The sequence below is a fragment of the Bacillus sp. Marseille-Q3570 genome (assembly GCF_946151055.1).
GTDB lineage: Bacteria > Bacillota > Bacilli > Bacillales > Fictibacillaceae > Pseudalkalibacillus.
In genome coordinates this window covers 110907-125714 of the sequence record NZ_CAMGYZ010000004.1, presented here as the reverse complement: position 1 = coordinate 125714, position 14808 = coordinate 110907, and the positions used below count along the sequence as shown (strand labels likewise).

Here is a 14808-nt window from a genome sequence, read left to right as displayed (position 1 = left end):
GCAATCCCCTTAAAGGAAACTAGAGCATTCTACCCAAATTTTCAGGTGCTTTTATATACCTCATATTTGCCGAGTTCCATAAATCCCAGCTTTCGTAAAATCGGTTCTGAGGTGCCTTTCCTGGCTTGCGTGACGATCCAGTTGCTTCCGTATGAACTGGCAAGCTCCATCCGTCTCGATAAAAGCGCACGATAGATGCCTTGCCCACGGTACTCCGGCAAAACGCCGGTTCCGGAGAGATACATCGCTTCACCATCACTGCTGAATCGATATCCTGCATAGCCGACCGGACGATCCCCATCCCTGACGACCAATAAACCGCCTCGACGGCCAGGAGCTTTTAAATACTCAAGCCTCTGACGTACCAACGTTTTTTTCGTCGCATCATCATATCCCCAGATGTACGCGCTCACCTCAACATATTGGCGGACATCATCCTCATCCACTACATTTCGGATTGAATACGGCAGGTCCACCTTTTCCCACTGATCAACGGCTTTCACTAGTCCGTAGTAGGTGTCTTCATGCTCAAGTCCAGCCGATTCTACTTTTAAAATCAAATCCTCAGGCTTAGAATCCGGTCCAATCCACCAGGAGTAGGGATTGCCCTGATAAAAACGCTCCACTTCACCAATCAACTGATCGAACGCTTCATCAGTCTCAACTTCAACCTTAGCAATCTTGTTAGATAAAAAGCTTGATGACCCATTTGTCTTGTACATCAATAACGCCGGACGTTCCACAAATTCAACATTGTCCGGCACACTTTCATAATCCCACATAACCCCGCGGACATACGTCCATAATTGTTCATCCATTGCTGTCACAACCTTTTTTTCACTTAACAGTCATTTCGTTTACAAAGTTAAAACTCCTGCAACTCAAATTTTACAATGGGACGAGTAGGTGCTATATCAATATTTTACATAAATTGTAAGTTATTTTATGGTCACTTTGCCCTTGATACAACCGAATTGCTAAATGTAGTAATTTTTTTGGGGGAGGTGTTACTAGTGGAAAAAACACTTGAAAAATCCAAAGGTAAGTTTTTCGAAGAAATTCATTTTTTACGCGCGTTCGCTTGTATTGGTGTTGTGCTGGTACACCTTAGTGCAAGTTATTATAATCAACATGACCAGACATACAACTGGCTGACATTCGCATTGAACCAGCTAGGTCGTTTTGGAACACCGACATTCGCCTTGATAAGCGGTTTCCTATTGTTTCACCAGGTAAAAGCAAAAGGCTTTGATTTTCAAAGATTTTTAAAATCACGATTCACAAAAATCGTCATGCCCTTTGTCATTTGGAGTATCTTTTACCTGCTGATCAATGTTTTTGTATTGAAGGCCAACCTGCCAACAGGATCTGATTTCATTGAAACTTTCCTGACGGGTGCTACGTTTTATCATTTATATTTCATGGTCATTGTCATCCAGTTTTATTTCATTTTTCCATTATTACAGTCTATAAGGACAAAACGTTCATGGATGATCGCACTTGTTCTTTCTTTCATAACCAGTGCTTTCTTCATTAATTTATCGCATTTCATGTCCGTACAAGAGGGACTGGGAGCAATCTTGAGTAACCGTGTATTCATTTTTACATGGATCTTTTACTTCATATTTGGTGGCTTTTTAGCCTATTATTGGCGCTCGATCACAAAGCTCATCACAAGCCAGACGAAATTGGTTGTATTGGTCGTAGCCGTCTATCTTTTAGCGATTTACGAATATAAAATCATGGGGTCGATCCCTTCGAATAGAATGACGAACCTGATCAATATCCCATTATTGAGTATGGCTGTCATCGGACTCTTTCCGATCATCCAAAACCTGCGGATCCTTTATAAACCATTAAAATTGATCGGGACACTGTCGATGGGCATTTACCTCGTGCATCCCTTAGTGCTCTTGTTTTTAAACCAAATTCTACCTCATACAGCCTGGGCAACAAGAGGATTGCCAATCATGTATGTAGTGGTGATGCTGCTCTCGATCGCAATCGTCCAGGCGATCCGCAAATTATCATTTGTGCAATATATCATTCCAGTTCCGCGCATGCAGAAATAAATAATGTTTGAAAAGCCCTTTTGCGAGGGCTTTTTTTGTGCTTGAAGAAAGTATGAAAATATTTTCTTCAGTATGAACGCAACTATGGCTCATCTGCGCCAAAGGCTTGGCTTTGTCAAGCTTTCTTTATTTGTAACCTAATTCGATGTGGTTCGTCTAACAAAGTGTACGAAAGCAATCTATAAGAAAAATAAGGAAAGAAATAGTAGAATATAATAAGGGAGTCAAAATATAGGGGGATGGTCAGAATTGCGGAAAACAGTATTCATTCTTATATGTATCGTTTTCAGTCTTGTCGGTTGCTCTGATAAACCGAAGCCTGAAACGACATTTGAAAGTTACATGAAGGCATGGGAAAAACAAGACTACGCGAAAATGTACAGTCTTTTATCAGAGGAATCGAAAAAGCAGATTACAGAAGAGAAGTTTACGGAAGAATATAAAAATAATTACGAAGAAATCAAGATGAGCAACTTCAAAGCTACATACAAATTGCCAAAGGAAGAAAAGGAATACAAGGAAGAGGATAAGCCGACCTTCGATTATTCCGTAACGATGGATACACTGGCAGGTCCGCTAGAAACGTCCTATCAAGCTGAACTCGTTTATGAAAAAGCGGAAGACAACGAGAGGTGGGCGATCAACTGGAATCCGTCGATGATTGTTGCTGGTATGCAAGAAGGGGATACGCTTTCTGCAACTACCATCAAACCTGAACGGGGTGAAATTTTTGCCGTGAATGGGGAAGGGCTGGCGGTTAATGGTGTCATCCAAGAAGTTGGTCTGGTCCCAGGGTGGATGAAGGAAGATGCCGAAGAGGTGAAGGAAAAGCTTTCGGAATTGATCAATGTACCGGTAGAAAAAATTGATGCTCAATTGAACCAATCCTGGGTAAAAGAGGATTCGTTTGTACCGCTTGGCTCAGTAGCGGATGATGACCGAGAGAAAATAGAAGCGATCCGACCGTTGAGCGGGACCAAGTTCATGGAGAAAAAAGCTCGTGTCTATCCATTGAAGCAGGCTGCAGCGCATTTAACGGGCTATGTCGGTAAAGTGACTGCAGATGAATTGGAGAAAAAGAAAGAGGAAGGATATACAGCTCAAGATGTCATTGGGAAAACAGGTCTTGAACGAGCGCTGGAAAAAGAATTGAGAGGCCAGCACGGCGGTGAAATTGTCATCAAAAGTGCGGATGGTACGACAAAGGATATCCTGGTCAAAAACGATCCTGCTGACGGTAAGGATTTTATGCTGACGATCGATTCGGCGGTCCAGTCATCGCTTTACCATCAGATGAGTAAGGATGCGGGCTCAGCTTCAGCGATCAATCCGACGACCGGTGAAGTCCTTGCGCTTGTCAGTACGCCATCCTATGACCCGAATGAATTTGTATTCGGGGTATCAGGTGAACGTTACGATGAATTATTGAATGCGCCATCAGCACCATTACGAAACCGATTCAGCAAGACCTATGCGCCAGGCTCCACCTTCAAACCGATTACAGCTGCGATCGGTCTTGAAACAGGGGCGATCGATCCGGCTGAGAAAAAATCTGTTCCGGCTAACAACCGCTGGCAGAAGGAATCCTGGGGTGACCATTATGTAACACGAGTGAAAAGCCCGCTAACACAGGTCAATCTTCAGGATGCACTCGTACGCTCGGATAACATCTATTTTGCAAAAGCGATATTGGATATCGGCGGCGAGGCATTTTTACAAGAAGCGGAGCGTTTCGGTTTCGGTGAAAAGTTTCCTTTCCCACTAGGAATCGAGGCGTCACAGATTACGAACGATGGTTTTGCAAGTGAAGGCCAGCTTGCCGATACAGGTTACGGGCAAGGACAAGCGGAGATGAGTTCGCTTCATTTAGGGCTAACTTACACGCCTTTCATTACAAAAGGGACGATGTTGAAACCGATTCTTTTTACAGATGAAGAAAAATCACAAGCCTGGAAAGAGAATGTGATCAGTGAAGATACGGCGAACACGATTGAGGATGATCTCGTGCAAGTCTTTGAAAATCCCGCCGGTACGGCAAATGATGTGAAGCTTTCAGGTGTGAAACTTGCAGGTAAAACTGGTACGGCTGAACTGAAACAATCAAAGGATGACAAAGAAGGTACGGAAAACGGTTGGTTCGTGGCCTGGAACACCGAAAACCCATCGTTGTTAGTATCGATGATGATCGAAGACGTTAAAAAACGGGGAGGGAGCCATTACGTCACGCCGAAAGTGGCAAAAGTGTTCGAGGAAATCCTTGTATCGGAATAATTGTCGAAAAAGGAAAGCGGACTATAGTCATTCTCCGCCCGAGATATGTCTTTTGGTGAATAGCAGTATCTGTACGTTAAAAGAAAATAATGTTGGATATAAAAGGAGTCCCGCGAATGATGACGCAGGACTCTTTTATTTTGATGTCCGGTGAAATTAGCGGACACCAGATGCCTTATTCGTGAACAATTCCTCTGTTTATAAAGTTTAACGGACACCAGCGCACTTATTTATAGAAAACAGCTGATAAAACCGTCCCTTTTCGTAAAATAGCGTCTCTCATGTCCGTTAAATTCCCGAATCACCTCTTTTTGGTTCAAATAACGGCTGTGGTTTCCGTTAAGAATTTTTGAGGTGCGAATTCTTCCAGCAATGCTCAGTATTCATTGATGATCCCCTTCAGTTTATTCTGCCATTTTTCATCGTCCAAAATGATCTGGAACGAAATGCGGCGGTTTTTCTGAAGGGATTCGTCTGAACTTCCTTCTGCAATCGGCTTATACTCCGAGTATCCGGTCGCTGCAATGTATTGGGCGTATTTCTGCTCTTTGAATTTCGGGTTGACTTCAGCCATGTACTTGACGACCGCGACAGCACGCTCGGTCGAAAGGCTCCAGTTATCATACGGGACTGAATCGGTGTGCCCCTCGATCAGGATGATGTAGAGGTATCGGCTCAATTCCTGCTCGTCAATGATCTGGACGAGCGCGTCTGAAAGCTGAGCCAGCACCTTTTTTCCTTGTGGACTGATTTCCGCACTTCCAGTATCGAATAAAATGTTCCCTTCAACGGCGATCGTGTTGTTCGGACCCCGGACGATCTTATCCTTCCCGACGTTTTCCTCAAGTCGTTTTTCAATCAAGTCCGAGATGTGTTTTTTCACGTCGGCTACTTTCGCCAGTTCATGCCGTACCTCGGTCTGCTCGTAGGCGTTGTAGATGCTCTGGATGTAAGCGATGATCGCGATGAACAGCATGACGAGGACCATCATCGCCATCATATCGGTGAATGACGGCCAGAAATAGCTTTTCGTTCCTTCCTCTTCGTTACGCCATCTTCTTTTTCGCATCGGCATCACCTGTGGGTCGGGTCGTGCACAGTGATCCGACGTGGCTCATAATCCCGTTCGTAGCGGTTGTTCGCCGATTGGACGGTCGCATCCAACAAGCGCTGTAAAACGTGGTACACATCGCCGAAATATTGGTGTGTCTGTTTGAATTCCCGTGAAAGGTTTTGATAGACAGAATCGAGTGCCCGGATGAGCTCGCGCATTTCTTGTTCGCGTCCGGGGTCCTGTCTCGCTTGCCGTTCACGGTCGAACATATAACCGAGCTGATCGATGAATTCTCTTTTGAACGTTTCGATCGTGCCATACCAGGCTTTCTCCAGCTGTTGCACCGAACCGGCGAAAGTCTCGGATGCTCTACCGTATTGCTCGGTTTTATCCTGATACCTGTAAAACCATTCGTCGTTTTGCTGGGCCATTTTCCGCTCGAAGTCTTCCTGCTTCGTTTCGTATCGTGAAAGGACGGTTTCCACGCCGTTGACGAGGGAGCGTCCAAGTTCTTCCGTTTTCTTTTGCGATTCTTCAATTATACGGTCGGAGTGCTTCATCACATGCTCCATGCGCTTTTGCCCTTGCTCAAGGTGTTCACTCGTCCGTTTGTATTGTTTTTCGAATCCGGAGACGTGGTCGTTGAGTTTAGAAAGGCTTTTATCGACTGAATGCTGGACAGATTCGAGTTTCGTGATCGTTTCTGAAAAGCGGTCTCCGAACATCACAAGGACGTCGGTGCTCTGTTTGAACTGCTCGGTGTGATCACGTTGTGCAGTCAGGATCCCTTTCACATCATCCATCGCTTCCTCAAGGCCCGAGGTGAAGCCGACCATTTTTTCACTAAAATCACCGATGCTTTGCTGAAAGCTTTCCTGAACCTTGGACACGAGGCGGTCCAGGAGGCGCTCGAGTGAATCCTTCGGTTTTTCATTCTGGAGCTGTTCTTGCACGACATGGTCGAGAACGCCCTCTGCCTCTGCTAAAACCCGGTCCTGCAGGTAGCTGAGCGAAGTACCTCCGGTCAGGAAACCCGATTGTACGAAGGAGAGAAGCAGTGAGCTTCCGATCCCGGCGATGCTTGTGACGAATGCGATGCTCATCCCCCTGAACGGCTCAGAAATCGCAGCGACGATCGCCGATACGGAAAGGTTCGCATTCTCGCCCGGCTGGTTGCCGATGCTGACAAGCGTATCCTGCATCGCCATGATCGCAATCGTCAGACCGACGAACGTTCCGAGAACCCCGACGATGATCGCGAGGGAAGGGAGACCATGTAAAAGGCGGATGATATTCCCGGTAGGCACACGGAAAATGCCGAGAACCCGGACCGGCTCTTGCATCAGATGTTTTTCCACTAAGACAGGACTATTCACATTCGAAATACCGGAAAGATGGAAATTCCGGTAATCCTCTATCGCATCATTCATCCAATTCGGACCCCGGCCTGCCTGGACTGTCGCAGCATCAATCTGTTTGAGCTCCTTCAGCCAATCAGCCAACTTGATCCGTGCCTGGATGTTGCCGATGATCCCGAACACGGTGATGAACCCGATAATCCCAATGACAATGATCGTTACATTTTCCAAGCTGCATTCCCCCTTGTCTACTCCCATTCTATGAAGACAACCAGGAGAACTTGCCCACTTTTAAGACTTAGGTGCCATTCATCGAAGACCTCGGTGCCAGGCACGACAATTTCGCCCTTCTGCCCCAATGGTTCCAGAAAGGTGCCAGGCACCGAAGCAGAACCCTTGGGGCAGTTGAGGTCTCAAATGGTGCCTGGCACCATCTCAGAATCCTTGGCGCAGAAGGGGTTTGAAAGTGTACCAGGCACCGGGTGGGAAGTGTTGGTACCGTTGACTTCTTTTTCGGTGCCTGGCACTTAAAGAAAAAACCTCAAAAAGGAAAGAAAAAACCACCGTCGTGATTGACGGTGGGTACTTACACTTAAAGAAAGTATAATTTACTTTCTTCAGTATAAGGGCAACTAATCGCTCAGCCTACGCTTATGGCTTGGCTGAGCCAAAGTTTTCTTTAAAAGTTATGTATTATCCTACAAAAATCAAAAATTCAGTTTTGGATTTTTGCCCTTTGTATGATATTGAGTTTGTCATCAAGTTTCTGGCTCATTTTGACGATGGTTGGATCGGAGTAGTTTTTCAGCCTTTTACTATACTCATACATCAACTTTTGCAAAGAATAGACTTCTTCATTTTCTCTAGTTTCTGTTGTTTTAGTAGTATTCATCAAAATCCTCCAAGGTCAGACATCATTCAATTAAGAGTGCAGTAATAATTTTACATTACTGTCGAATCATTGTAAACAGGAAAATAGTTTAATAGGCCTATTTAGCTATATTTGTAAAAATAGGGCAATGTTTGCGGTTGTCAGACCGCGTAATAGTAACCTTGAACGATTTTTCAATCTTTTACAAATAATTCATTTAACCTTAAACAAAATCTAGTAGAGTTAGAAATATAGGGAATTAAATTCAACTTTAGGAGGAATTTACATGTATCACCAGGTTACCCGCAAATGGACGACCTTTTTAGCTTTGATTGCAATGCTCGTGACGTTGTTTCCAATGGGAGTCGCACAAGCTGCAACGACGATTCCGATTTCGGAAGCAAAATCCCAGAACGGTCAGACCGTGACAGTAGAAGGAATTGTCACAGCTGATTTTACAGCTAGCAATCTATCAGCGTACATACAAGACGAAACGGCTGGCATCAATGTTTTTTCTTTTAATGAAAACTTGGCATATTTAAATGTAGGTCAAGAGATTCAGGTTACAGGTGAAATCACAATCTACAATGGATTGACGGAAATTGAACCTACCACAATCGAGGTTTTATCAGAAGGAAACGAACTTCCAGGACCTCAACCGACAGAACTCTCGACCCTTTATAACAACGAAGCAGAACCGCTTGAAGGATCACTCGTCAATACTACCGGATACATACAATCGATTCCATCCAATCAAGCTGGCAGCGGTTATAACATATCTTTCATCGATGAAACAATGCAAGGCGTAGTCCTCCGTGTCGAAAACGCGACTGACATCGACGTTTCCCAGTTTGAGGAAGGCAAATGGTACGATGTCACAGCTATCGTCGGCCAATACAATGACTATCAACTTTTACCGACGAAAGCAGAGGATTTAAGATTACTAGAGGATCAACCGCCTGCTCCACAACCTGATGAAGAATACCAAGCGACGGTTGAACGTGTGGTGGATGGCGACACGGTCCGCATCAATGACCCGGTGCTCGGGGCATCCAATGTGCGTATGCTTTCAATCGATACGCCTGAAACGAATTACAACGGCCACTCCCAGGGCGAGCATGCGGAAGCTGCTACTGCAGAACTTCAACGCTTGCTGCCAGCAGGAACCGCAATCACGCTTGAAGTGGGGGAAGACCCGCTTGATGATTACGGACGTCTTCTCGCGCATGTCCATAAAGACGAGATGGACGTCAATAAGGAAATGGTCCGCTTAGGACGAGCTGTACCTTATTTTATCTATCCGAACATGGAGCATTTCGAGGCGTATAGTACTGCTGCTGAAGAAGCGATTGAAAACGGACGCGGCATGTGGGACCTGGAAAACCCGATCGACGAGCTTCCTTACGAGTTCCGTTTCAATCTTCGTAACGGCCCGGATAAGTTTGTCGGCGATTATTTCACTCAAGAATATGTTGTTCCTGAAAAATGGGAGGATATTCCTGTTCAGAATCGCGTGTTTTTCTTTGAAGAGCAAGATGCGATCAGTGCAGGCTACACACCGGCAGACGATGGTGATTCTGATGAAAACATCCAGGTTCAGCTGCTAGGTGTGAACGATCTTCACGGCAAAGTCGATGTGACGGGAACAGTGAATGGTATTCAATACGGACGCATGGACTATCTCTCTGCCTATTTAAAAGAAAGAGAAGCAACGAATCCGAACACATTGATGGTTCATTCTGGAGATATGGTTGGAGCGAGTTCGCCAGTATCAGCGCTTTTACAAGATGAGCCGACAGTCGACATGATGGAAACGATCGGCTTTGACGTTGGAACACTCGGAAACCACGAATTCGATGAAGGTGTCGATGAAATGCTTCGTCTCATCGACGGCGGCGATCACCCGGACGGCACAGAAAACTATGACGGCATCGATTTTCCGATGGTGGCAGCGAACGTCGAGTATAAGGATACAGGTGATCTCGTGATCGATCCTTATACGGTAAAAGAGATCGGCGGCACGAAGATCGGTTTCATCGGGATCGTGACGACAGAAACGCCGAGCATGGTCATCCCGGATGGCATTCAGGATATCCGTTTTACAGATGAAGCGGAGGCGGTGAACCGTTATGTCCCTGAACTCCAGGAGCAGGGTGTCGAGGCGATCGTCGTCCTCGCCCATGAACCAGGGAACCAGAGCGGTGACACAGCGACAGGCGAAGTATCTGAACTGGCACAAAACATCAATGACGCGGTGGACGTGATTTTTGCAGCCCATAACCATGTAAAAGTGAATGCGGTGGTAGACGGAAAATTGATCGTCCAGGCCTGGGAATATGGAAAAGCTTTTGCTGACGTCGATCTTGAAATCGATCCAGTGACGAATGATATCGTCAGCAAATCAGCTGAAATCGTCGATGTTGTCCAAAACGGGATCGAGCCTGATCCAGAAGTTACCGAACTTTTGGATTATTACCTTGAGCTAGTCGGACCGAAGTTGAACGAAGTTGTCGGTGAAGCCGCGATCGATCTTGAAGGCGGATATGCAAGCACGGGGCTTGTCGGGGATAACGCACTCGGTAACTTGATCGCAGAAGGTATGCGTGCAGAAATGGGATCTGATTTTGCCTTGATGAACGGCGGCGGAATCCGTGATGACCTTGATGCTGGTGAAATCACATGGGGAGAGCTTTATAACATCCAGCCGTTCGGGAATACACTGGTACAGGTTGATTTGACAGGTGATGACCTTCGTCAAGTGTTGAATGCGCAATTTTCAAGTTACGGACCGGATGTCAGTATCGCCGGCTTCCGTTACACGTGGAACGAAGAAACGTGGGAAGTCATGGGGCTGTATTTACCGGATGGAACACCAGTCGATCCTGAAGCAACCTATACGGTGGTCGTGAACAATTACATGTATCCGCATGGAACAGATGACTATCGTTTGGACGAGCTTGGTGAAAATCCAGTTCAAGGACCAATTGATCTGGATGCGACAATCAACTATATCCAAAGCTTTGAAGAACCAATTGAGATCTACGCGGATGCAAGAATCAGTAACGATTATTTTGCACCGACAACGACAGTGGAGATTGACGGCAATATTGGCGAAGATGCTGTGAATGAAGAAGACGTGACGTTCACTGTTGACGCGACGGATGGAGAAGGAATCGGAGTGTTGAGAACCGAATATCGCGTGAATGATGGTGAGTGGACGACAATTGAAGATGGAAGCTTCACACTGTCAGAAGAAGGCACGCACGTGGTTGAAATCCGTTCAGTGGATAAAAACTTCAACAAAGAAGAAGCACAGGTGTTCACGGTAGTGATTGGTGAAGAAGCGGTGACGATCGACGAGTTGGATGAGATGGTTGATGAAGCATATGAAGATGGCCATTTCAAGAACTATGGAACATACCGTTCATTACAAGCAAGAATCAGCAATGCCCAACAAACCGATAATGAACGTGTACAAGCTAAAAAGCTGGAATCGATCCAGAACGATGTGGAGAAGAAAAGCGGAAAGCACATCAATGCGGAATTTGCACAAGAACTGATTGAAGCGATTGATGGGATTTTAGAGACATACTAATAAAATAAGAAGTGTAAAAAATGCCTGGTAAGTGGTATTCGTAATTCACCACTTTACCAGGCATTAAATTTAGGCTGTCTTCCGAGACTTCACAAAAGGTAGTGTCAAAAATATCAAACCAATCACCGTAATGATACCACTTATAACGAAAAAGCTTTTTGCATGGGCCGGAATTTCACTTTCAGGAACACGATCAGCAATTTCCATCCCCAAGAAACTGATTCCGATGCCATCCCCATCAACATCCGTACCAAGCGCTCTCAAATCCATTCCTTTCATAAAAAGCAAAACCCCCAAAGCCGCAAAAACCACAAACCCGATGAAATGCTTTTTCACCAAATCCCTCCAATATCATATTGTTATCCATATTATAACATTGGTGCCAGGCACCGAAAAAGAAGCCAAGCGTACCAAGGGTTCCCACCTGGTGCCTGACACCAATCCAAACCCCTTGCGCCCCAACGCTTTGAAAAGTGTACCTGGCACCATCTGAGACCTCAACGACGACAAGGGTTTTGTTTTGGTGCCAGGCACTATCTCAGAACCGTTGGGGGAGAAGGGGGGAATTGTCGTGCCAGGCACCGCTTAACTTGCGATAGTTTGGGGAATGTATAGGTAGCGGTGGGTTTTCAGAAGTTAAATACAAATGGAGTTTTGAGACGGAGGAATTGTCAATTGAAAAAGTTGAATATGGGGAAAAAGCCGGTCATCTGGACTCTAGTTGGTATCCTTCTACTGATTTACATAGCTACAATGGTGTATCACACCTACAAATCGATTCCTGAAGGGGTTGCCTATCAAAGCGATGTATACGAAGTGGATGATGTAAAGTTCTATCACGATCTGACTTATCAAAAAGACGGCAAGAAAGTACACGAACTTGAAATCTTTGAACGAATAAACGAAATCATCATGGAGGCGGATGATTTCATCGTCATCGATATGTTTTTATTCAATGGCTATTATGAGCCGGATCAGTCTTTTCCGCCGATAAGTGAAAACCTTACGAATACGATCATCAAAAAGAAACAGGAGAATCCTGATATCAAAGTCGTTTTCATATCGGATGAGGTCAACACCGGCTATCGGTCGTATCAATCCAAACTCCTTTCGAAACTAGAGGAGAACGGTGTTGAAGTCGTATACACGAATTTAGAACGGCTGCGAGATTCTTCGCCATTATACTCGGGAGTGTGGCGGATGTTTTTCCAATGGTTCGGTCAAAAAGGGGAGGGCTGGGTCCGTAATCCTTTTGCGAGCACTGCACCGGACATGACAGCTCGATCTTACCTGAAACTTTTAAATGTAAAAGCGAATCACCGCAAAGTCGTTGCGACGGATAAAACAGCACTCGTTACTTCGGGAAATCCGCATGATGCTTCAGCTTATCACGGGAATGTCGCTTTTGAAGTCGAAGGACCGATCATTCAAGAGATCATCAATGCTGAGCAAGCGGTCGTGGACATGTCTGAAAAAGGGATCGACCTGCCAACCTACAAGGCGAAAAATGACCAAAAGAATGGGCAATACCAGATCCAGTACTATACAGAAGGAAAAACACATAAACAGATCGTGGAAGCAATTGAACAGACGAAAAAAGGCGATGAAATCCACCTAGGGATGTTTTACATTGCGGACCGTTCCATCATCGGACCACTTCTTGAGGCTGCCGACCGTGGAGTGGACGTTGAAATGGTATTGGATCCGAATAAGACGGCTTTCGGAAATAAGAAAACCGGACTTCCAAATATTCCGGTTGCAGAAGAAATAATGGAGGATTCTAATGGCCAAATTGAAATCCGCTGGTACAATACCGGGATTGAGCAATATCATACAAAAATGATGTTCATCAAAAGTGGGAAGGAAGCAACGATCATAGCCGGTTCGGCCAACTATACAAAAAGGAACTTGGAAGCTTTCAATCTGGAAGCGGACCTGCAAATCAAAGGACCAACTGATTCAGAACTCATGAAAAAAACCGATCATTACTTCAATCGGATTTGGAACAACGAGGGCGGCTTATATACCGTCGCTTATGAAAAGAATGAAACAAAGCTCTCTCCGCTGCAACGTGGCGTTTATGCTGTACAGAAATTTTTACGATTGACGACCTATTGAAAGAAAGACCTCATCAGTTTTAGGCTGACGAGGTCTGTTTTGGGTTTGGAGGTGTGTGTGATAGGGACAGGAACAGGTGAAAAAGGCGAGATGCTGTCCCGAAACGAGGGATACGAGACAGGAACAGGTGGAAAAGGTGTGGAGCTGTCTCGAAACGAGGCGATACGGGACAGGAGCAGGTGGAAAAGGCGTGGGGCTGTCCCGAAACGAGGAGATACGGGACAGGAGCAGGTGAAAAAGGCGTGGAGCTGTCTCGAAACGAGGCGATACAGGACAGGAACAGGTGAAAAAGGCGCTGAGCTGTCCCGAAACGGAGTTTATTCAGTCAGGAGCAGGGTGAATGGACCCTAAGGAACCGCCCCTGAAATGGAGCGAATTTAATAGAGGTTGGCTGACAAATATCAGCCTCCTTTTGAGTCAAGGGACGTAAATATCAAGATGCTTCGGCAACATCTCGATTTTAAGAGGGAGCGGGTCGCCTTCCTCGCCATCGATGTTAGAATGAAGTTTTTCCGAAGATGTGATTTCAAGCTTCGATGTGGTGATGTATTCAATCTTGTCGTCATGGATGTGTTCCCCTTGTAAAAGTTCAGTACCGATCTTGATGAACTTTGGCAAGGAAACATCATGGACGACCAGGCATTTCAGCTTTCCATCATCGACCTCAGCATCGGGAGCGATTTTTTCAAAGCCGCCGACGGAGTTCGTCAGGGCTGCCAATACCAGGAGGGCATCACCCTTCCATGTGCCATGATCATGCTTCAGTTCAATGTCATAAGCGGTTTTTGAAGTCAGTGTCTTGAGTCCTTCGATCATATATGCGACAGGGCCAAGCATCGTTTTCTGCTTTGGCGATACCTGATATGTCGCTTCAGCAATAGCACCGACCGCTATGATATTCATAAAATATCGATCGTTCACTTTTCCGATATCAACCGCACGTGTTTCACCTTTCTCGATCAATTCGACGGCTTCATCAAAATCGAGAGGGATATTGAGGGCTCTAGCAAAATCGTTCACTGTCCCCATCGGGATGATCCCGAAATTCGGGCAATGCTTTTGACCGGCAAGACCGTTCACCGTTTCGTTCAGCGTCCCGTCGCCGCCCATGGAGACCACGATATCGAATGCTTCCAAACAAGACGTCCGGGCAAACTCCATCGCATCCAGTTCTTTTTCTGTGAGCTTGATGATGACGTCATAACCTTTCTTACGTAGGAGATCCTCGACCTTGGACTTATTTTTTTCAGCTTCTTCTTTACCTGAAGACGGATTTACAATGATCATCGCTTTCTTCACAACATACATCCCCCCTTGAAAATCGACTCGAACAGTAAGAATATACAACACTAATACCCCCAATCACCGCAGCCTAACCTTGGATGACACACATTAAAAAACCTCAGGGTGCCAGGCACCGAAAAAGAAGTCAACCATACCAAGGCTTTCCAGCCGGTGCCAGGCACACA

11 protein-coding genes are annotated in these 14808 nt (G+C 45.6%); 5 read left to right on the top strand and 6 right to left on the bottom strand.

Going from position 1 to position 14808, the window contains the following annotated elements; genetic code table 11:
• Positions 1–41: 41 nt before the first annotated feature.
• Positions 42–818: a GNAT family N-acetyltransferase gene (locus N8M93_RS08485; RefSeq protein WP_261130969.1), complete on the bottom strand. Its 777-nt coding sequence runs from the start codon at positions 816–818 to the stop codon at positions 42–44.
• Between the two features lie 195 nt (positions 819–1013).
• Between N8M93_RS08485 and N8M93_RS08480 the strand changes: the two genes are divergently transcribed.
• Positions 1014–2072, top strand: coding sequence for an acyltransferase (locus N8M93_RS08480; protein ID WP_261130967.1), 1059 nt, complete (start codon positions 1014–1016; stop codon positions 2070–2072).
• 249 nt (positions 2073–2321) lie between these two features.
• On the top strand, positions 2322–4343 hold the full coding sequence (locus N8M93_RS08475) for a penicillin-binding transpeptidase domain-containing protein (protein ID WP_261130965.1): 2022 nt from the start codon (positions 2322–2324) through the stop codon (positions 4341–4343).
• Between the two features lie 376 nt (positions 4344–4719).
• Here N8M93_RS08475 and N8M93_RS08470 read toward each other — a convergent pair whose 3' ends face one another.
• The 3 genes from N8M93_RS08470 to N8M93_RS08460 form a co-directional block, all read right to left on the bottom strand.
• Positions 4720–5412, bottom strand: coding sequence for an OmpA family protein (locus N8M93_RS08470; protein WP_261130964.1), 693 nt, complete (start codon positions 5410–5412; stop codon positions 4720–4722).
• Positions 5413–5417: 5 nt separating this feature from the next.
• Positions 5418–6986: a hypothetical protein gene (locus tag N8M93_RS08465; protein WP_261130962.1), complete on the bottom strand. Its 1569-nt coding sequence runs from the start codon at positions 6984–6986 to the stop codon at positions 5418–5420.
• 484 nt (positions 6987–7470) lie between these two features.
• Positions 7471–7647 (bottom strand): aspartyl-phosphate phosphatase Spo0E family protein, encoded by a 177-nt coding sequence (locus N8M93_RS08460; RefSeq protein WP_261130961.1) that lies wholly within the window; start codon positions 7645–7647, stop codon positions 7471–7473.
• 265 nt (positions 7648–7912) lie between these two features.
• Here N8M93_RS08460 and N8M93_RS08455 point away from each other — a divergent pair, with 265 nt between their 5' ends.
• Positions 7913–11221: a 5'-nucleotidase C-terminal domain-containing protein gene (locus N8M93_RS08455; protein WP_261130960.1), complete on the top strand. Its 3309-nt coding sequence runs from the start codon at positions 7913–7915 to the stop codon at positions 11219–11221.
• Between the two features lie 69 nt (positions 11222–11290).
• On the opposite strand, the gene N8M93_RS08450 is transcribed toward N8M93_RS08455, so the two are convergent.
• On the bottom strand, positions 11291–11557 hold the full coding sequence (locus N8M93_RS08450; RefSeq protein WP_261130958.1) for a hypothetical protein: 267 nt from the start codon (positions 11555–11557) through the stop codon (positions 11291–11293).
• Positions 11558–11896: 339 nt separating this feature from the next.
• Here N8M93_RS08450 and N8M93_RS08445 point away from each other — a divergent pair, with 339 nt between their 5' ends.
• Entirely contained in the window at positions 11897–13339 is a 1443-nt protein-coding gene (locus N8M93_RS08445; protein ID WP_261130956.1) for a phospholipase D family protein, read from the top strand.
• A 57-nt stretch (positions 13340–13396) separates the two neighbouring features.
• Complete coding sequence (locus tag N8M93_RS08440) at positions 13397–13690, top strand: hypothetical protein (RefSeq protein ID WP_261130954.1); 294 nt, start codon at positions 13397–13399, stop codon at positions 13688–13690.
• A 66-nt stretch (positions 13691–13756) separates the two neighbouring features.
• On the opposite strand, the gene N8M93_RS08435 is transcribed toward N8M93_RS08440, so the two are convergent.
• Positions 13757–14686, bottom strand: a complete 930-nt coding sequence (locus N8M93_RS08435; RefSeq protein WP_261130952.1) for a diacylglycerol kinase family protein — start codon at positions 14684–14686, stop codon at positions 13757–13759.
• Between the last annotated feature and the right edge of the window lie 122 nt (positions 14687–14808).

Coding starts and splice junctions, on each gene's coding strand:
- N8M93_RS08485 (WP_261130969.1), bottom strand. CDS start 818: ATGGATGAACAATTATGGACGTATGTCCGCGGGGTTATGTGGGATTAT.
- N8M93_RS08470 (WP_261130964.1), bottom strand. CDS start 5,412: ATGCGAAAAAGAAGATGGCGTAACGAAGAGGAAGGAACGAAAAGCTAT.
- N8M93_RS08460 (WP_261130961.1), bottom strand. CDS start 7,647: ATGAATACTACTAAAACAACAGAAACTAGAGAAAATGAAGAAGTCTAT.
- N8M93_RS08455 (WP_261130960.1), top strand. CDS start 7,913: ATGTATCACCAGGTTACCCGCAAATGGACGACCTTTTTAGCTTTGATT.